This window comes from Arthrobacter sp. T572 (genome assembly GCF_056780115.1).
The window spans coordinates 392,612-411,902 of record NZ_JBRAZQ010000002.1 but is presented as its reverse complement, the minus strand read 5'-3'; the positions used below and the strand labels follow the sequence as shown (position 1 = coordinate 411,902).

Genomic DNA, 19,291 nt, shown 5'->3' with positions numbered 1-19,291 from the left:
TCTTACTTCTCGTTCATGGGAATGCGGACGCCGCGTTCGTGGGCGACGTTGATGGCGCGTTCGTAGCCGGCGTCGGCGTGGCGGATAACGCCCATGCCGGGGTCGTTGGTCAGCAGCGCGGTCAGCTTCGCGGCGGCGAGTTCGGTGCCGTCAGCGACGGAGACCTGGCCGGTGTGGATGGACCGGCCGATCCCCACCCCGCCGCCGTGGTGGATCGACACCCAGGTGGCACCGGAGGAAGCGGCGGTGAGGGCGTTCAGCAGCGGCCAGTCAGCGATCGCGTCCGAACCGTCCTTCATGGCCTCGGTCTCCCGGTACGGGGACGCCACGGACCCGGAGTCCAGGTGGTCGCGGCCGATCACGATCGGGGCCTTGACCTTGCCTTCGGCCACGAGCTTGTTGAACAACAACCCGGCCTGGTGGCGTTCACCGTACCCGAGCCAGCAAATCCGCGCCGGAAGGCCTTCGAACTCGACCCGCTCCGCGGCGGCATCGATCCACTTGTGCAGGTGCTTGTTCTCCGGGAACAGTTCCTTGATCGCCTCATCCGTGACGCGGATGTCCTCCGGGTCCCCGGAGAGCGCGACCCAGCGGAACGGGCCCAGGCCCTCGCAGAACAACGGACGGATATAGGCCGGGACGAACCCGGGGAACTCGAACGCCCGGGTGTAGCCGCCCTTGCGGGCCTCGTCGCGGATGGAGTTGCCGTAATCGAACACCTCAGCCCCGGCGTCCTGGAATTCCACCATGGCCTGTACGTGCCGGGCCATGGACGCCTGGGCCTTCTTGGTGAAGCCTTCCGGATCGGCGGCGGCCTCGGTGTGCCACTCTTCCACCGTGATGCCCTCGGGCAGGTAGGACAGCGGATCGTGGGCGGAGGTCTGGTCCGTGACGACGTCGATGGTCAGTTCACCGGCTTTGTGGCGGGCCAGCAGTTCCGGGAACACCTCGGCGGCGTTGCCCACATACCCCACGGACCAGCCACGGCGCTCTTCCTTGGCCTTATTGACCTTCGCGATCGCGGTGTCCAGGTCCGTTTCGACCTCGTCCAGGTAACGCTTCCCCGCCCGGCGGCGCAGGCGCGTCTCGTCCACGTCCACGATCAGGCACGCACCGTCGTTCAAGGTCACGGCGAGCGGCTGCGCACCGCCCATGCCACCGCACCCACCGGTCAGGGTCAGGGTGCCGGCGAGCGGACCCTCGGACGAGCCCTCGGCGGCAGGGGCCGGGTGCCGGCCCTCCGCAGCGAGCTTGTTCCCGACCGCGGCGAAGGTCTCGTACGTGCCCTGCAGAATGCCCTGGGTGCCGATGTAAATCCACGACCCCGCGGTCATCTGCCCATACATCGTGAGGCCCTCGGCCTCCAAGCGGCGGAACTCAGGCCACGTCGCCCAGTCCCCCACCAGGTTCGAGTTCGCCAACAACACCCGCGGCGCCCACTCATTCGTACGGAACACACCCACCGGCTTACCCGACTGCACCAGCAGGGTCTCGTCCTTTTCCATGGTTTCCAGGGTCCGTGTGATCGCATCAAACGCAGCCCACGAACGCACCGCCCGGCCCGTACCCCCGTAAACCACCAGGTCATCCGGACGCTCGGCAACCTCCGGATCAAGATTGTTCATCAACATGCGCAACGGCGCTTCGGTCTGCCACGACTTGGCAGTGAGCTCCGTACCACGGGCAGCTTTGACCGGACGGGCTCCAGTAGTGAAATCGGCGGGTGCCATGATGGCTCCTTCATCTCTCGAAAAGTGTCTGGGTGAAAGATCTTCTGTATCCAGTAGAGCCTGTCCATCAACGTCGCGGAACGGCTTTCTGATGGGTGCTGTCCGGGATTACAGACGGATGCCGGGCCCCTCGCAATCGTCGTGGAAGAGGTGCATGCTGGTCCCATGGCAACCTTCCGAGTGTCTGCTTTCGTGGCGGCTCCCCCTGACCGCGTTTTCGCCACCTGGACAGATCCGGACCGGTTCAAGGAGTGGATCGGCGGCGTCACTCGAGTGACCGACCGTGAGGGTCCAGTGGACCAACCCGGCAGCCGTTACACCGTGTGGTTCGGACGGATGGCCAGCCCCACCGAGGTCCTTGCCGTCGAACGGCCCAACCACCTGCGCACCCGGTTCGGCAACGCAATCCTGAAAGGTGAGTCGGATGTGCGGTTCGTCCCGGAAGGCGGGGGAACCCGCATCAACCAGGAATTCGTGACCCGTGGATTCATCTCCGGGATATCGGCACGGATCTTCGCCGCAGGCTCTTACCGGGGCAGCTTCAAAGGCGAGCTTGAGACCTTCCGGAGGCTCGTCGAGCGCGAGAACCCAGGGACCGGTGGAACCCGCTGATCCGCAGCCCACCTCACCCAACTGGGTCGCATTTGTGCGCGTTTTGACGGCTCAAAACGCGCACAAATGCGACCTAGTTGGGGCGGCGGCCGTGGATACGCGCGGACAGTTCGTCCGCCGCCTTGCGGATGCGCGCGGCAAGGACAGGCCATTGCTCAGCGGGCACTTTGTCCTCAAGGAACGTGACGGCGACTGCCGCCGTCGGCCACCCCAGGTGATCCGTCACAGCGGCGGCGATCGACCCGAAGCCCGGGGTGATCTCACCGTTTTCCGTGGCATAACCGCGCTGCCGCACCTGGTCCAGGTGCGACGACAGGGCCGAGTACTTCATGATGGGAAACTCAACTTCATGCCGGGACGTAAAGGCGGCAGCGTTTGGGTAAAGGGCGCGGACCTGCGATTTCGGCAAGGCGGCGAGGATTGCACGGCCACTGGCCGTGAGGTGGCTTGGGAGGCGGACCCCGACGTCGGTCACCAGGCTTGGGCGATTCTTGGCCCGCTCTTCCACGATATAGAGGACGTCGCGTCCGTGCAGCACTGCCAGATGCGCACTCTCCCCGATGGCATCCACCAGCGAGGCCAGCATGGGCCGACCCAGCCGTGACAAGGGTTCCTGCCGCGAGTACGCCGAGCTGAGCTCAAACGCACTGATTCCCAAGCCGTAGCGCTGCTCCTCATGCAGGTGCAGCACAAAGCCGTTCGCCTCCATGACTCCCAGCAGGTGGTACACGCTGGACCGGGGCAACCCCAAAGCCGTGGCGATATTGGACGCCGCCATGGGGCCCCGGCGCGATGCCAGCAGCTTGAGGATCCGCAGCGTGTTTTCAGCTGCCGGAACTTTGGACGTGGCTTTGCCGGGTGCCAAGGACGTGGTGGTCATGGTTCCTCACTGCTCGTACGTGCGGAGGATCGGACAGCGCAGGGGCAGTCCGGTATCCCGTACTCAAGCGTGCACCTTTCTTCCGGCCCGCGCCAGTCGCTGAGGACCGATCCTTGTCCGGGATGCCAGACTGCCGCTCCGGAATAAAAGTCGGTCTGTGAAGCCTCACGGTTTGGCCGGGAAACTTAGGGAAGCCTAAACTAATGGGCGGCCCGTGGCCTCCGTTCCATCGCCTGCACCGTTCGCGGGCACCCCTTCACCCAGGTGGTTTTATGCGCATCTCCCTGCCTGCCTCCGTCTCTTTGGGACTGGCAGCCCTCCTTACCTTGACCGGCTGCGGCTTCGCTGGTTCCAGCACCGGCTCCAGCCAGACCACCCAGGTTGCCGACAAGCAACAGCGGATCGTGGTGGATAACTTCAGGGCGCCCGTGGCCAACTGGGCGCTTGAGAGCGACGCAGCCTACATCCTGTCGCTCTCCGGCTGCCTCGAAACCCTGACGCGCTACGACGAAGCTGAAGGCAAGATCGTCCCGCTGCTCGCCACGGAGTGGAAGCAAACCTCACCGCTGGAGTGGGACTTCAGCATCCGCGAAGGCGTCACGTTCCAGGACGGCACCCCGCTGACCGCGGAAGCCGTGGTCGGGTCCTTGCAGCGGGTCCTGAAAGCGGCAGTGCCTGCCAGGGCCTTCAACCCCAAGGTGGTCAGCGGTGTTGCTGCCCTCGACGAGCGCACGGTCCGCATCACTACACCCACCGAGAGCCCCCTGGTTCCGTACCGGCTGGCCAGTGTGAACACCGGCGTATTGTCGCCGGCCGCCTTCAAGGGCGCCAACGTTGACCCGTTCGGGCACTGCACTGGCCCGTTCAAACCCGTCTCCGAAAAAGCCAAGCAGTCCCTGACCCTGGACCGGAACGAGAAGTACTGGGGCGGCGAAGTGCAGCTGGCCGGAGCAGAAGTCCGCTTTGTGACCGATGGCGCCACCCGCACCACCCAGGTCCAGACGGGCGAGGCGGACATCTCCATGTCCATACCGGTCTCAGGCCTTGCCACCTTGGAAGCCGACAGCAACGTCAAGGTCCTCAAAGCCGACTCCCCGCGCACGGCCACGCTATATATGAACAACGGCAAGGCGCCTTTCGACAAGGTGGAGTTCCGCCAGGCCGTCACCAAGGCGCTGGATCTTGAGGCCCTCGCCGCCAGTGTCTACGAAGGCGCCGCCATCCCGGCCAACGGCCCCTTCGCGCCGTCCGAACCGTGGGCCGGCGGGAACCCCGGCGCTCCGAAGAAGGACGTGGACGCCGCCAGGAAGCTCCTCTCCGAGGCCGGCTACACCTCGGACCGCCCGCTGGAGATCATCGCGATCGTCGAGCGTGCCGAGTTCGCCGACGTGGCAACGGTCATCCAGGACAACCTCAAGGCCGTGGGCGTCCCGGTGACCATCGTGACCAAGGAATATGCCGCCGTCGAACCTGACCTCCTGTCCGGGAACTATGACATGGTGCTCAGCCAGCGCAACCGGCTGATCGACATCGCCGATCCGATCGGGTTCCTGACCGCCGACTACACCTGCGACGGCACCTACAACCTCAGCCACTTCTGCAACGAGGAGTACGACGCCATCATCGCCAAGGCTTCCAGGACCGCCGACGCCGAAGAGCGCTACGGCCTCTATGCCCAGGCCGGCAAGATCCTGAGGGACCAGGCCGTCAACGTGTGGCTGGTCAACGAACAGGCGATCGACGCTGTCCGCTCGAACGTCCTCGGCCACACCCAGGATCCGCTGGCGCGCTACGTGCTCCGGGCACAGTCGGCGAAACCCGCGTCCTGACCAAGATGCTTGACCTGAAGACCCCGGATCGGGCCCGGCAATGATCCGGTTTCTCGCTCGACGGACAGCGGCCCTGGTGGCCGCTGTCCTTCTTGCGTCTTTCGCAGTGTTCCTGATCCCGTACGTCACCCCCGGTGATCCCGTACGCAAGATCATCCGCTCACGGGTTGCCGGGGACGTGATCGATGAGTCGGCCGTGCAGGCGCTGTCAGCCGAGTTGGGCCTCCACGATCCGCTGTGGACGCAGTACCTGCGCTGGCTGGGGCACCTCGCCAGCGGGGATATGGGTTTGTCCTACACCAGCCGCACTCCCGTGGTCGACCAGGTCCTGCCCGCACTCGGCATCACGCTCTCCATCGTCGTCCTGACCCTGCTGGTTGCCGCAGCGGTGTCGCTGCTGCTGGGAGTTACGGCCGCGCTCAACGAAGGCCGTTTGCTGGACCGGGGCATCAGCGCCGTAACCCAGGCATTCATTGCCATCCCCGAATACTGGCTGGCCCCGATGCTGGTCCTGGTCTTCTCGCTGCAGCTTGCGCTGCTCCCTTCCGCCGGCTGGAGCGGCCCATCTTCCGCCGTGCTTCCCGTGGCTGTCCTGGCACTCCGCCCCACCAGCTTCTTCACCTCAGCCGTGCGGGAAGGCGTCCTCCAGTCGTTGGCCTCCGACCACGTGGCAGCGGCCCGCAGCCGGGGGATGTCCCGCACTGCCACTGTGGCACGGCACGTCATCCCCAACGGCCTCCTTCCACTCACCACCTCGGTAGCCATCTGGTTCGCCGGACTGCTGGGCGGCTCGGTGATTGTGGAGGTCATGTTCTCCATCCCGGGCATGGGCAGGTTGATGTTTGAGGGCGTGATCAACAGCGACATTCCCGTGGCGCAGGGTGCAGTGGTGGTTGTGGTGGCCTTCGCCGTGCTGCTCACCACCACCGCCGACCTGGTGCACACGTTTCTCAACCCGCGAATGAGGTCCACCGTTGCGTAGACTCCCCCTCCACCTGTGGGTGGCCTGTTCGGTGCTGGCCGTCATCGTCGTCGGCGTCCTGCTGTCGCCCTGGCTGGCCCCGTACCCGCCGGCCGGTCAGGACCTCGCCAACAGGCTCGCCCCGCCCAGCCCTGCCCACCTTTTGGGCACCGACCACCTCGGCAGGGACACCCTCAGCAGATTGCTCGACGGCGGCCAGTTCTCCCTGACGCTGGCGGCACTGGCTACCGTGCTCACGGCACTCGTGGGCACGGCCATCGGTGTGCTGAGCGCCCGGCGGCGCGGCTGGCTGGACGAATTCCTGACCCGCACCAACGACGTCCTGCTCGCCATGCCGGAGATGGTGGTGGCCCTGTTCCTGGTGGCTGTCCTGGGAACCGGATACCACTCGTTGCTCCTGGCCCTGACCGTGACAGGGTGGACACCATTCGCCCGGCTCGCCCGCTCACTGGCCTTGGACGTCTCGGCGCGCGGGTTTGTGGAAGCGGCGCACGTGCTGCGGTGTCCGCCCTCGTTCATCGTGATGAAGCACATCATCCCGCACTTGGCCGGGCCGCTCCTGGGCCAGGCAACCCTGCGTTTTGGCCATTTCCTCATCAGCGTTGGAGCCCTGTCCTACCTGGGCCTGGGCGTCCAGCCACCACAGTCGGATTGGGGTTCCATGTTGGCCGCTGCCCAGCCCTACGCAGCGCGGGCTCCGCTGACCATCCTGGCTCCCGGCCTGGTGATTTTCGCCGTCGCCCTGTCCGTAACGCTCCTGGGCCAGCACCTCTCGCGGACGTCCAGGCTGACCACAGCCCAGTTTCTCGCTCCGGAGGCGGTGCCCGCCAATGCATAGCGGATTGGTGATCGAGGGCTTGCATGCAGGGCTGCGGGATTCCTCCGGACCGCAGGGCATCCTCCACGACGTCACGTTGCACGTGGAACCAGGGGAATTCGTTGCGCTGGTGGGAGCCTCCGGCAGCGGCAAGACCATGACGTCCCTGTCCATCACCGGGTTGCTTCCCGGCAACGTGGCCATCCAGTCCGGGTCCATCCGGTTGGGCGGAACGGAACTTCGCGACCTCAGCGAAGGTGAGCTGAACCGGGTGCGCGGCGGACGGATCGGCATGCTCCACCAGCAGCCCAAGCGCATGTTCAACCCCCGGATGACCGTGGAACGCCACATCCGGGAACCGCTTAAGCTGCACCGCGGCCTCCGTGGACGCGAAGCCCGCACGGAGGTGCTCCGTCTCCTCGCGGATGCGGGCTTCGAGCAGCCCGGCAGCGTGGCCGCGTCCTATCCCCACCAGTTGTCCGGAGGCATGGCACAGCGTGCCATGATGGCTGTGGCCATGGCCGGGCAGCCCGAACTGCTCCTTGCCGACGAACCCACCTCGGCCCTGGACAAGGTGCTCGAACGCCAGGTCCTGGAACTGCTGGACCAGCAGCGCAGGAACCACGGACTCGGGGTTCTCTGCATCACCCATGACCTGGCCACGGTCTCTGCGTTTGCCGACCGCGTGATCCTCATGAAGGACGGCCGGATCCTGGAACAGGGAGTGACCCGAACCGTCCTGGCATCACCGCAGACCCATTGCAGCACGTGGGAACTCCTTCAGGCCTCGGCCCTGGATCCGCGCGAGGATGGCGACCACGGGCCAGCTGACGCGGAGAAGAACACCGGGACAATTTTGGATCTCAACGGCGTGACCAAGACCTTCCCGTCCGGCTTCCGTAAGAGCACAGCAGCACTAAAAAATGTCACGCTCTCGCTGAGGCACGGTGAAATCCTGGGCGTGCTGGGCCAGTCAGGTTCGGGCAAAAGCACGTTGGCGCGGCTCCTGGTGGGCCTGGGCACGCCGGATTCGGGAAAGATCACCACGGCTCCGGGTGCCGGCGTCCAATTGGTGTTCCAGGAACCCTACGACGTCTTCGATCCCCGCATGACGCTGCTCAAAAGCCTGGAAGCGCCCCTGCTTCGATCCTCGGGCACCGCTGACGACCGGATCGAACGCATCCAGCAGGCTGTCAGGGAAGTAGAGCTCAACCCGGCGATCCTGGAACGCCGGCCAGGGCAGTGCTCCGGCGGTCAGTTGCAAAGGCTGACCATCGCCCGTGCGCTGTTGCTCGAACCCGCGGTCCTCATCTGCGACGAAGCAACGTCTGCGCTGGACGCCATCACGCAGCGCAAGATCCTTGACTTGTTGCTCAGGCTGCATCGAAGCCGTGGGGTGTCGCTGATCATGATCTCCCACGACATGAACGTGATCCGCTACATGAGCCACCGCGTTGCCGTCTTCTACCGCGGCGAAGTGGTGGAGCTTGCGTCGGTGGCGGATTTCTTTGCCGAGCCGCGGCACGAGCACAGCAAACAACTGGTGGCGGCAGTCCTTCCGCTGACCCGGGGAATTCCTGATGGCGCGCCCGCAAAGGCCTGAAACGTCCACGCTCCTGGGAGCCCAACTCGTCTTCAATATCGGGTTTTACGCAGTTGTCCCCTTCCTGACCAGCGCATTGTCCGGGGAGTACGGAATGGGAGCGGCCGCCGTCGGGCTTGTCCTGGGCGCCCGCACCTTCAGCCAGCAGGGCATGTTCCTGGTGGGCGGGATGCTGGCGGACCACTGGGGCGCAAAGCGCTCCATCCTGTTGGGCTGCCTCGTACGGATCGCGGGATACGTCACGCTGGCCCTGGCCGCCGATTTCCCGGCGTTCCTCCTGGGTGCTGTGCTGACCGGGGCCGGGGGCGCCTTGTTTTCCCCTGCCCTGGAGTCGCAGCTGTCCAGGGCCGACGATCCCGGGCACCGGAACCCGGCAAAGCGCTCGGTTTTTGTATGGCTGGCGCTGACCGGGGAGTTCGGGGCGCTCGTGGGTCCGCTGCTCGGCGCTGCGCTCCTGGGCTGGGGATTCGACGCCGCCTTAGCCTTCGGGACCGGGATTTTCTGCATCGTGACCGTCCTGTTGTGGCTCAGGTTGCCGGCGACGCCGCGACCGCAATCCTCCAAAGCCGGCAAACGCGCCGGTTTTGCGGTTCCGGACGCCGCCAGGAACCGCCGGTTCCTCCTGTTCTGCATCCTCGTCAGCGTGAACATGGTGGCCTACAACCAGTTGTACTTCACCATCCCCCTGGAACTGGGCCGCCTGGGGCTTGGCGACGCCTGGCTCGCCGGGATGTTCCTGATGGCTTCCGTCCTGACGCTGCTGCTGCAAATTCCTGTGGCTACGGGGGTTCAGAGGCTGGGCGAAGCACGCGCGATGTCCGTGGGCTTCTCCCTTCTGGCACTGTCGTTCGTGCTCGCAGGCGGCGCTGGCGTGGTGTCCGGATTAGGCGGTGCCGTGCCGGCACTGGCTGCCGCCGTTGCTTTGCTGATCCTGGGGCATATGAGCCTCACGCCCACCATCCTGTCCGTGATCCCCCGGTTCGTTCCGTCCGGCGCTGCAGGCCGCGGAGCGTACTACGGACTGGCAGCTACGTGCGGAGGCATTGCCGTGCTGCTGGCCAACGCCGCCCTGGGACTGCTGCGGTCCTGGTCCGGGCAGGCTGGCTGGGAGCCGGGCGTTTCCTGGCTGCTGCTGGTGGCCCTCTCCGGTCTCTCAGCCGTGGCGCTTCCTTCCGTCCTCCCGTCCAGGCCCCGCCCAACAACCCGATTGTCTGCGATCGAAGACAGCAAACACCCGTGAGTCCCATCACAGGGGCCCGGAAAGTGATGTGCTGAATAGCGATCCCCTCCCAAAGACGAGAAGGTTTTACCATGCAACAAACCACGCTGGCCGCGAAGGATTCTGTCCTCCAGGCCGCCGGGACGGCACTCAGCCGGGGCCTCAACGTCCGCCACATCCGCTTCATGGCCCTTGGGTCCGCGATCGGTACGGGACTTTTCTACGGCTCCGCTTCCGCCATCCAAAAGGCCGGACCGGCCGTCCTGTTCGCCTACATCATTGGCGGTGCCGCCGTCTTCATGGTGATGCGGGCACTGGGCGAAATGGCCGTCAGACATCCTGTGTCCGGCTCCTTCGGGCAATACGCCAGCCGGTACCTCGGCCCGTTTGCCGGCTTTGTGACCGGATGGACGTACGTGTTCGAAATGGCGATCGTGGCCATCGCCGATGTCACAGCCTTCAGTATCTACATGGGCTTCTGGTTCCCACAGGTAGACCGATGGATCTGGGTGCTGGCCATCATCCTCTTCCTTGGCGCCATGAACCTGCTCAGCGTGAAGGTCTTTGGGGAGCTTGAGTTCTGGTTCTCGCTCATCAAGGTGGTGGCGATCATCGCCATGATCGTCGGAGGCGCCGCGATCGTCGTGTTCGGCTTCCAGACAGGGAACGACGGCGGTGGCGTGGCACCGGGGCTGGGGAACCTCGTCAACCACGGCGGTTTGTTCCCGAACGGATTCGAAGGGCTCCTGGCCGCGTTCGCCGTCGTGATGTTTGCGTTCGGCGGGATTGAGACGATCGGCATCACGGCAGGCGAGGCCGCCAATCCGAAGAAGGTCATCCCGCAGGCCGTGAACACCGTTCCCGTGCGGGTCCTGCTGTTCTACGTCCTGACCCTCGGCGTGTTGATGAGCATCTTCCCGTGGAACGAAATCGGCAGCAATGGCAGCCCCTTCGTGCAGATCTTCGACGGCCTGGGCATCCCCGCAGCACCCCACATCCTCAACGCGGTGGTCATTACAGCGGCGCTTTCCGCGATCAACAGCGACATTTTCGGAGCCGGCCGCATTCTCTTTGGCCTCGCCCAGCAGGGGCACGCTCCCCGAAGCTTCGGCAAGATCTCCCGCCATGGCGTTCCATGGATGACCGTGGTGATGATGGGCTGCATCCTGCTGGTGGGCGTGGTGCTGAACGCCGTGATCCCGGAAGACGTCTTCGTGGTCATTGCTTCCATCGCCACGTTCGCCACTGTGTGGGTCTGGGTGATGATTCTCGCCTCGCATGTTGCCATGAAGCGCGAGATCAAGCGCCACGGGCTGCCCGCCTCGGAGTTCGGTTCGCCCCTGTGGCCCGTGGCGTCGATCCTGACCATCGCGTTCATGGCTATGGTCATCGTGATCCTTGGAGTCTTCGAAGACACCCGCGTGGCCCTGTATGTTGGCGGTACCTGGCTGGTGCTGCTGTTCGTGGCCTACAAACTGTGGGTCCGCGGTGGCGGTCTGCGCCGGGCCGAGTTGGTTGACGAGACGGCCTGATCCCCACGCCACTCCCGCCGAGATGGCACTTAATGACAATCCGAAGCCCAAACATTGTCATTAACTGCCATCTCGCGGGGGGCGCCGGGCGTGAAGGGGGGCGGGCTACCTCGCCGACCACCCGCCGTCCATGGTGTAGCTCGCGCCGGTGACCATGCCGGCGTCGTCGGATGCCAGCCAGGCGGCCAACGACGCGACTTCGGAGGGCTCCACCAGCCGCTTCACCGCTGACTCCGTGAGCATCACCTTGGCGAGGACTTCCGCTTCCGGGATGCCATGGACGCGGGCTTGGTCGGCGATCTGGCGTTCCACCAACGGGGTCCGGACGTAGCCGGGGTTGATGCAGTTGGACGTCACCCCGCGCTCCCCGCCTTCCAGGGCAGTGACCTTGCTGAGCCCTTCAAGCCCGTGCTTGGCGGACACATACGCACTCTTGTAAGCCGAGGCCCGCAGCCCGTGCACGGAGGAGATGTTGATGATCCGTCCGTAGCCGTTGGCGTACATGTGCGGGAGCGCGGCCCGGATCAGCAGGAACGGCGCCTCCAGCATGAGGGTCAGGATCCGCCGGAACTCCGCCGGTTCGAACTCCTCGATGGGCGCTACCTTCTGGATGCCGGCGTTGTTGACCAGGATGTCGCAGTCCAGGCTCAGCGCAGCAAGCGCTTCGGTGTCCAAGAGATCCACCGTCCACGCGGTGCCCCCCAGCTCATCCGCCAGTGCCGCCGCTCCGGAAGCGTCGACGTCGGCCACCACAACCTTAGCGCCGCGGGCGGCCAGGGCTCGGGCACAGGCCGCACCGATTCCGCTCGCACCGCCGGTTACCAATGCTTTGCGCCCATTCAAGGAGTCGTCCATCAGATCAGCCCTTCGGGGTAGCGGTTGCCAGTCCGTGCCGTTCGGCGTCGGCCTCGTCGATGTCTTCCAAGGCGATGCCCTTGGTTTCGCGCAAGGACAGCACTGCCACGGCGGTCACGGCGCAGGCGACCACGAGGTAGATGGCCGTGGGCACCCAGGAGCCTGTGTCTTTGAGCCACTGCGTGGCCAGGAGCGGAGCCAGGGAGCCTGCGAAGATGGACGTCACCTGGGAGCCGAGGGAAACGCCCGAGTAGCGCATCCGGGTGGGGAAGAGTTCGGACATGATGGCCGGTTGGCCGGCGTACATGAACGCGTGCAGGCAGAGGCCGATGGTCACGGCGAGCACGATGATCACGGCGTTCTGCGTGTCAAACATGGGGAAGGCGAAGAACGGCCAGACCGCACCGCTGATGGCCCCCACCAGGTAGACCGGCTTGCGTCCCCAGGAATCCACCAGGCGGCCTACCTGCGGGATGACCACGAAGTGGATGGCGTGCGCGATCAGGAGGGCGAGCAGCAGGGACGACGTGTCGTACTTGTGCACGCTCTTGAGGTAGACAATCGCGAAGCTGACCACGAGGTAGTACATGATGTTCTCGGCGAACCGGAGGCCCATGGCCTGCAGGATGCCCTTGGGGTATTTGCGGATCACCTCACCCACGCCGTAGCTGATGGCCTTGGATTCCTCCACCTGCGCCTTGGCTTCCAGGAAGATGGGCGCCTCGGTGACGTGGGTGCGGATGTAGTAGCCCACGAACACGATCACGGCGGAGAGCCAGAATGCCACGCGCCAGCCCCAGCCGAGGAAGGCCTCGCTGCTGAGGACGCTGGACATGACGAACAGGACCAGCGTGGCCAGGAGGTTGCCGACCGGCACCGCGGCCTGCGGCCAGGAGGACCAGAATCCGCGGGACTTGTTGGGGCTGTGCTCTGCGACGAGGAGGACGGCGCCGCCCCATTCACCGCCGAGCGCGAAGCCCTGGATGAAGCGCAGGGCCACCAGCATGGCCGGAGCCCAGTATCCGATCTCGACGAAGCCGGGGAGGCAGCCCATGAGGAACGTGGAAACACCCACGATCACGATCGTCAGCTGCAGCGTGGGTTTCCGGCCGAGTTTGTCGCCAATCTGTCCGAAGACGATTCCACCCAGCGGCCGGGCCACGAAGCCCACGGCGTAGGTGATGAATGCCTGGATGATTCCGTCGAGCTCGTTGCCGGTGCTCGGGAAGAAGTATTTGCCGAAAACCAGTGTGGCGGCGGTGGCGTAGAGGAAGAACTCGTACCACTCCACTACGGTGCCCACCATGGAGGCGGCGACGATCTTCTTCAGGCCGGATCCCTTGCCGGTGTTCCCGGCGGCGGGTGTGGAGCGTTGCTCTACGCTCATGTCCATCTCCTCAGTGTCTTCTTTGACAGTGCCCTTTTGATGCGCGTTGTGATCCACAACACGAATTGCTTCACTGAGTATTGCTGCAGATTCTTCGCGCCTCAATGACCAAAGAGGCACCACGCATGTGCAGAATTGCAGATATGAATCCGAACCCGGACGACCTCCTCATCCTCCTCACCGTCTCACGGTCAGGTAAATTCACGACGGCGGCACAGGCCTTGGGCCTGAACCACACCACCGTTTCGCGCAGGATCGCGGCGCTGGAGAAGGCGCTGGGCGGCCGGGTCCTCGCGCGTGCAGCGGGCGGCTGGGAGGTGACGGACCTGGGCGCGGAAGCCGTGCTGGTCGCCGAACGGATTGAAGCTGCAGTGGGCACGCTGGGACAGAGCGACCGCGCACCCGACCCCATCACCGGCGTCGTACGCATGACCGCTACTGATGGTTTCAGCGCCTACATCGCGGCACCCGCAGCAGCCCGCCTGCGGAAGGAGCATCCCGGCCTCAGCCTGGAGATCGTGACGGTGACCCGCCGGGCCCTCCAGCAGCGCTCGGGGCTGGACATCGAAGTCGTGGTGGGCACCCCTCAGGTCCACCGGGCCGAAGCGATCAAGCTGGGCGAATACCGGCTGGGGATGTATGCATCAAAGCAGTACCTGAAGGACCACGGCACCCCTGCCAACGCGGCGGAGATGACCCGGCACCAGCTCGTGTATTTCGTCGACTCCATGCTTCAGGTGGATGACCTCGACGCCCCGCGCAGACTGGTCCCTACGATGCGCGACGGACTGACGTCAACCAACGTGTTCGTCCATGTGGAAGCCACCCGCGCCGGCGCCGGTGTCGGATTCCTGCCGTGCTTCATGGCGGACCGGCACCCGGACCTCGTCAGGCTCCTCCCCGAGGACTTTGCCGAACTTCTCCCCTACTGGCTGGTCCTCCGCCCCGACTCCATGCGCCGCCCCGCAGTGGCCGCCGTCGTGCAGGCATTGCGGGAGGAAACTGAGAACCGGCGGGGGGAACTGCTGGGAAGCGGTCAGCCCCGCAGCTTTTAACGTCTAAGTTAGGTCAGCCTTACTATGGGAAGCATGCCTTCCCGTACCGCTACGTCGCCCTGCCCTCCCGGGCAAGCCAAGCACAAGCCATGGAAGGCATCCAGGCTCTTCCGGTACTCGCTGTTCGGAAACCGTCGATGGAAGTACGTCGTGGTGGGCTGCGCAGGCCTCGTGCTGCACCAGGTCAGCGAGGCCTTGGTGCCGGCCACGATCGGCGCCGCGGTGGACAAAGCGATTTCACCGCACGACGGCGGCGCCCTCCTTTGGTGGCTCGGGGCACTGGCCGTTGTCTTCATCGTGCTGGCTCTTTCCTGGCGGATCGGCACCCTCGCCACCATGCGCACCTACTCCTACGGCGCGCATGACCTCCGGCAACTCGTGGTGGAACGCGTGCTCCATCCACGCGGCATGGCAGCCCGGCGCGCACCGGGAGAAATCGTGGCCATCGCATCCTCGGACACGGACCGTGTTGCGGGCCTGGCCTGGCTGGTGGGCAGCGGACTCGCGTCGGCCGCCGGCGTGGCGACCTCCGCCGTGACACTGCTCCTGGTGTCCGTGCCGCTGGGGTTGGCCGTGCTGCTGGCGACTCCCGTGATGCTGCTGATCATGCACCGGCTGACCAAACCCCTGGAAGACCGCAGCGACGCGGAACAGTCCACCGCGGCCCGCGCAGGTGCCTTGGCAACCGACTTCATCACCGGGTCCCGGCCACTCAAAGGACTGGGGGCCGAGGACGCCGCCGTGGCACGGTACCGCACTGCCAGCCAGGGATCGCTGGTTTCGGCGTTGAAGGCCGTTCGCGCGAAGGCCGCCTTCACCGGGGCGAGCACTGCCATGTCCGCGGCTCTCCTGGCCGGGATCGCCTTCTTTGCGGCGTGGTTTGCCGTGCAGGGCCTCATTACCGTCGGCCAGCTGGTGACCGTGGTGGGAGTGGCCCAGTTCGTCCAGGGGCCCATGGCATCGTTGGGTTTCCTGAGTGTGGAGCTGGCGCAGAAACGTGCGTCCGCGGCCCGGATCGCCGCCTTTCTTGGCGAAACGGAAGCCGTCCCGGCCCGGTCCGGCACTACGGCCGCGCCTCCGGCCGGAGCGTCGCCGGCTGCGCCTGGCGGGGATGCCGATGCCGCGAAACCTGCCACGCATGCTCCGCTGCTTGAGCTCTGCCCGCCACCTGGCGGGGATTTTCCACCGTTCACTGCTTCTCCAGGGAGATCGTGGGCGTCGTCCTGCCTGACGGGACGCGTGCCCGGCAACTGGTGGACACCTTGGGCTTCCGGATACCCGCGGCTCCGGGCGTCGTTAAGATTGGCGGCCTCGATGCAGCACACCTGGATCCCTCGCACGCCCGGTCCACAGTGTTTGCCGACGGCCACGAGGGCGTGCTTTTCCGCGGCACCGTGCGGGAGAACGTGTCAGCAGCCGACGCCCAACTGGACGAGCGCGCGGTCTCGGCTGCCGCCGTCGTCGATTTTGTCGCGCAGTTCCCGGAAGGTACCGAAACGGTGCTGACCGGGCATGCGCAGAACCTCTCGGGCGGGCAGCGGCAGCGGCTTGTCCTGGGTCGCGCCCTCCACCAACCCCAACCGGTGCTGGTCCTCCACGACCCGACCACGGCGGTGGATACTGCCACCGAAGCCGTCATCGCGGAGGGGCTGGCAGGATTCCCGGACAAGGCGCTGGTGCTGGTCACCACGAGCCCCACGCTGCTGGCTGCCTGCCACCGGGTGGTGCTGGACACGGCAGGTGGTCCCCCCGAAACCGGGACCCACCGTGAACTGCTGGCGACCTCGGCAACCTACCGTGAAGTGGTGCACTCATGAACCACGGAATCCTTCCCATCGCCACGCCACGGGAAACCCGAAGGGCCATGTGGCGGCTGCTGGCCGCAAAGCCCTGGCGCCTGGCCTTGACCGTCGTGACCCTGCTGGCGGCCTCGTGCTGCGGGCTGGCAGCACCGGCGATCCTGGGCATCATGGTCAACATCGCAGCCACCGGCGGCGAGGTTCCTGACTTGCTCTGGCTTGCCCTTGGGCTGCTGGCGGCGGGCGGAGCCGGCGCCCTGCTGGGTGTCGCGGGCCAGAACATGCTGGCCCGGATCTGCGAGGAAGCACTGGCGGACCTCCGCGAAGAAGTGTTCGCCGCGGCTGTCCGGAAGCCCCTCGCGGAGCTGGAAAAAGCGGGCATCGGCGACGTCGTTGCGCGCGTGTCCGGGGACGTCGAGGCTGTCAGCGAGGCCATCTCCGGAGTCCTTCCCGCCTTCACGGGCGCGGCATTCACCATAGCGGTGACCCTGCTGGGCCTCGGCGTGATCGACTGGCGTTTTGCCGTAGCCGTGCTGGTCGCAGCGCCCCTCCAGGTGTTCACCCTGCGCTGGTTCCTGAAGCGGACCGCACCCATTTACCGGACCGTCCGGATCACGGAAGCAGACCGGACCGAACAGATCATTGAGACTGTCCACGGCACGCCGTCAGTCCTGGCCCTGGGCCTGCAGGACCGGCATTCGGACCTGGTGGCGGCGGCTTCGCGGGAGACGATCGGGCACTCCCTGCGGGGCGTCAACTACCTCACCCGCTTCTACAACCGGCTGAACCTGGCTGAACTGATCGGCCTTTCGGCGGTGCTGGCCATGGGTTTCCTCCTGCACGCCGAGGGTGCGGTCACGATCGGTGCCGCCACGGCCGCGGCACTCTACTTCTACCGGCTGTTCGATCCGATCGGGACGGTCCTGGGCCAGTTCGACGAGCTCCAGAAGGCCGCTGCCGGGCTGGGCCGCATGGTCGGGCTGACCCAGGACAGGGCCGCGGAGCACGGTGCCGCGTTGGCGGGCCGGCCGCCGTCCGGACCTGCCGCCGGAATCGTCCTGGACAGCGTGACGTTCGCCTATCCCGGGCAGCGACCGGCGCTGAAGTCAGTGTCCCTGCGGGTGGAACCCGGTGAGAGCGTGGCGATCGTGGGCACCTCCGGCGCGGGCAAGACCACGCTCGCCAAAGTCATCATGGGTTTGGAGAAGATCCAGGACGGGTGCGTGCTTGTGGGAGGCATTGACGCCACCACGGCACCGGCGCACGAGCTGCGGGAGCGCATCGCCATGGTCAGCCAGGAAGTCCATGTCTTCTCCGGAACCCTCGCCGAGGACCTGCGGCTCGCCAAACCGAACGCCACGGCAGGGGAACTGCTGCAAGCGCTTCGAGCCGTCGGCGCCGCTTGGGTTGAAGCGCTCGACGACGGACTGGAGACGTCCGTGGGTGCAGGCGGCCACCAGCCCACACCGGAACAGGCGCAGCAACTGGCCCTCGCCCGGCTCATGCTCAAGGATCCCCCCATCGCCGTGTTGGACGAGGCAACGGCAGAAGCGGGCACCGGCACAGCCACCATGCTTGACCGGGCGGCAGAGGCAGCCCTGGCCGGGAGGACATCGGTGGTCATAGCCCACCGGTTGTCGCAGGCCGCGTCCGCCGACACCGTGGTGGTCATGGACCAGGGACGGATTGTGGAGTCGGGCTCTCACGCCGAGCTGCTGGCCGGCGGGGGCAGATACGCCCGGCTGTGGGATGCCTGGAACAGCTCCCTCAGCCGCCCCTAGGCGGCCGGCGGCCCTAAGCAGCCGGCGGCACGGGCGCCGGCTGAGGCGCGTCGTGCCGGACCGGCGTTCCGGCCGCAAAGGCGCGGACCTGCGCGTCGTTCCAGATGTGCGCCGGGACGGCCCCGCCCAGGAGCCGCCGGGCCAGCGTCGGGTCGTCGCCGAAGGGCACATGGCTTCCGGCCATGATCATGTTGCCGTAACGGCGTCCTTTGAGCATGGGTGGGTCCGCGATGATCATGGTGTGCTCGAACGTGTCCGCGATGGTGGCGGCGTCCGCCCTTGCATTCTTCAGGTCCGGAGCGTCGCCTGAGTTCACAACATAAAGGCCGTCCGGAGCCAACACGGCGTCGGCATGGGCATTGAACTCACGGGTGGTGAGGGCCCGTGGCGTGTACGCGCCGGCAAAGACGTCACGGATGATGAGGTCGCGGGTGTCCGGCGTCAGGGTTTCCGTCACCTCCCGGGCCTCGCCCACCCGGATCCGGAGCAGCGGCGCCTTGGGGAGGTCGAACCAGTTGCGGACATACCCGGCAAGCTTTCCATCCAGTTCCACCACCACTTGCCGCGCGTCCGGGTAGGCGGCGTGGAAATACCGTGCCATGGAGCACGCGCCGCCACCCAGGTGAAGCGCGCGCAGCTTTGGCTTGGCCTCCCTGGGCCAGCGGGACTCCACCAGGGCAGCGATCCACCGCATGTATTCGAAGTCCAGGAACAGTGGGTCGGCCAGGTCAATGTGCGAGCTCAGCACGCCGTTGATTTTCAGGAGCCACCCGTTGGTGTTGTCGGGATCGTGGAGGAGTTCGCAGTCTCCGGTGTCGATGTAGTAGATGCCCTCCACGGGACCGTCCGGACGGGTGCCGGCAGGCACCTCGATGACTCCCGCCGTCGACCTTTTACCCCTGGCAGACTTGGCTGCCTTACCGGATTTCGCCACTATGCCCATCCACCGTACGTCATGCCTCCACCCTAGTGCGCCCCCGAGGCCACTGTTACTAAGGATACTTACCATTAACGGGTCCGGGGCCATACACTCTCATCATGGATGCTGCAGGAACGCTGTGGATGGTGGTGTTGTCGGTCGCCGTCGCCTGGCTGACGGTCGTCGGCCTCATCCTGGCGCGGGTGCCAAAGCTGCCCAGTATCCTGGGCGACCCGGACGAGGCCGGCGACCCGTTCCAGGAACGTCCGGACAACGGATAACGCGGCGGTA

General features: G+C 65.9%; 17 protein-coding genes. 12 read left to right on the top strand and 5 right to left on the bottom strand.

All coding sequences use genetic code 11. From position 1 onward, the window contains the following. Positions 1-2: 2 nt before the first annotated feature. Positions 3-1,730 carry a urocanate hydratase gene (locus ACUYMZ_RS03120; RefSeq protein ID WP_481602068.1) on the bottom strand — a complete coding sequence of 576 codons (1,728 nt, stop codon included), beginning with the start codon at positions 1,728-1,730 and terminating at the stop codon, positions 3-5. Positions 1,731-1,895: 165 nt separating this feature from the next. On the opposite strand from ACUYMZ_RS03120, the gene ACUYMZ_RS03115 reads away from it, so the two are divergent. After that, positions 1,896-2,342 (top strand): SRPBCC family protein, encoded by a 447-nt coding sequence (locus ACUYMZ_RS03115; protein ID WP_481602067.1) that lies wholly within the window; start codon positions 1,896-1,898, stop codon positions 2,340-2,342. Positions 2,343-2,415: 73 nt separating this feature from the next. Here the strand turns inward: ACUYMZ_RS03115 and ACUYMZ_RS03110 are convergent, their stop codons facing one another. Further along, a complete protein-coding gene (locus ACUYMZ_RS03110; protein WP_481602066.1) occupies positions 2,416-3,222 on the bottom strand; it encodes an IclR family transcriptional regulator in 807 nt (268 codons plus the stop codon). 272 nt (positions 3,223-3,494) lie between these two features. On the opposite strand from ACUYMZ_RS03110, the gene ACUYMZ_RS03105 reads away from it, so the two are divergent. From ACUYMZ_RS03105 to ACUYMZ_RS03080, 6 genes are all read left to right on the top strand, one after another. Continuing rightward, positions 3,495-5,051 carry an ABC transporter substrate-binding protein gene (locus ACUYMZ_RS03105; protein WP_481602065.1) on the top strand — a complete coding sequence of 519 codons (1,557 nt, stop codon included), beginning with the start codon at positions 3,495-3,497 and terminating at the stop codon, positions 5,049-5,051. Positions 5,052-5,091: 40 nt separating this feature from the next. Then, positions 5,092-6,033, top strand: a complete 942-nt coding sequence (locus ACUYMZ_RS03100) for an ABC transporter permease (protein ID WP_481602064.1) — start codon at positions 5,092-5,094, stop codon at positions 6,031-6,033. Beyond that, complete coding sequence (locus ACUYMZ_RS03095) at positions 6,026-6,871, top strand: ABC transporter permease (RefSeq protein WP_481602063.1); 846 nt, start codon at positions 6,026-6,028, stop codon at positions 6,869-6,871. The genes ACUYMZ_RS03100 and ACUYMZ_RS03095 overlap by 8 nt, the downstream gene beginning before the upstream one ends. Continuing rightward, positions 6,864-8,453, top strand: coding sequence for an ATP-binding cassette domain-containing protein (locus tag ACUYMZ_RS03090; RefSeq protein WP_481602062.1), 1,590 nt, complete (start codon positions 6,864-6,866; stop codon positions 8,451-8,453). Before ACUYMZ_RS03095 ends, ACUYMZ_RS03090 begins: the two co-directional genes overlap by 8 nt. Then, entirely contained in the window at positions 8,431-9,693 is a 1,263-nt protein-coding gene (locus ACUYMZ_RS03085) for an MFS transporter (protein ID WP_481602061.1), read from the top strand. Before ACUYMZ_RS03090 ends, ACUYMZ_RS03085 begins: the two co-directional genes overlap by 23 nt. A gap of 71 nt (positions 9,694-9,764) precedes the next feature. Continuing rightward, positions 9,765-11,204, top strand: a complete 1,440-nt coding sequence (locus tag ACUYMZ_RS03080) for an amino acid permease (RefSeq protein WP_481602060.1) — start codon at positions 9,765-9,767, stop codon at positions 11,202-11,204. Between the two features lie 105 nt (positions 11,205-11,309). Here ACUYMZ_RS03080 and ACUYMZ_RS03075 read toward each other — a convergent pair whose 3' ends face one another. Beyond that, on the bottom strand, positions 11,310-12,059 hold the full coding sequence (locus ACUYMZ_RS03075) for a 3-hydroxybutyrate dehydrogenase (RefSeq protein WP_481602059.1): 750 nt from the start codon (positions 12,057-12,059) through the stop codon (positions 11,310-11,312). Positions 12,060-12,063: 4 nt separating this feature from the next. Continuing rightward, on the bottom strand, positions 12,064-13,446 hold the full coding sequence (locus tag ACUYMZ_RS03070; protein WP_481602058.1) for an MFS transporter: 1,383 nt from the start codon (positions 13,444-13,446) through the stop codon (positions 12,064-12,066). A 143-nt stretch (positions 13,447-13,589) separates the two neighbouring features. On the opposite strand from ACUYMZ_RS03070, the gene ACUYMZ_RS03065 reads away from it, so the two are divergent. The 4 genes from ACUYMZ_RS03065 to ACUYMZ_RS03050 are packed head-to-tail and all read left to right on the top strand — an operon-like array spanning position 13,590 to position 18,081. Further along, on the top strand, positions 13,590-14,501 hold the full coding sequence (locus ACUYMZ_RS03065; protein ID WP_481602057.1) for a LysR family transcriptional regulator: 912 nt from the start codon (positions 13,590-13,592) through the stop codon (positions 14,499-14,501). A 33-nt stretch (positions 14,502-14,534) separates the two neighbouring features. Further along, a complete protein-coding gene (locus ACUYMZ_RS03060; RefSeq protein ID WP_481602056.1) occupies positions 14,535-16,007 on the top strand; it encodes an ABC transporter transmembrane domain-containing protein in 1,473 nt (490 codons plus the stop codon). Next, positions 15,908-16,318 carry an ATP-binding cassette domain-containing protein gene (locus tag ACUYMZ_RS03055; RefSeq protein ID WP_481602055.1) on the top strand — a complete coding sequence of 137 codons (411 nt, stop codon included), beginning with the start codon at positions 15,908-15,910 and terminating at the stop codon, positions 16,316-16,318. Before ACUYMZ_RS03060 ends, ACUYMZ_RS03055 begins: the two co-directional genes overlap by 100 nt. Then, on the top strand, positions 16,315-18,081 hold the full coding sequence (locus ACUYMZ_RS03050; RefSeq protein ID WP_481602054.1) for an ABC transporter ATP-binding protein: 1,767 nt from the start codon (positions 16,315-16,317) through the stop codon (positions 18,079-18,081). The genes ACUYMZ_RS03055 and ACUYMZ_RS03050 overlap by 4 nt, the downstream gene beginning before the upstream one ends. Positions 18,082-18,094: 13 nt before the next feature. Here ACUYMZ_RS03050 and ACUYMZ_RS03045 read toward each other — a convergent pair whose 3' ends face one another. After that, positions 18,095-19,015: a spermidine synthase gene (locus ACUYMZ_RS03045; RefSeq protein ID WP_481602053.1), complete on the bottom strand. Its 921-nt coding sequence runs from the start codon at positions 19,013-19,015 to the stop codon at positions 18,095-18,097. 104 nt (positions 19,016-19,119) lie between these two features. Between ACUYMZ_RS03045 and ACUYMZ_RS03040 the strand changes: the two genes are divergently transcribed. Beyond that, a complete protein-coding gene (locus ACUYMZ_RS03040; protein ID WP_426005535.1) occupies positions 19,120-19,281 on the top strand; it encodes a hypothetical protein in 162 nt (53 codons plus the stop codon). The last annotated feature ends 10 nt before the right edge of the window (positions 19,282-19,291 follow it).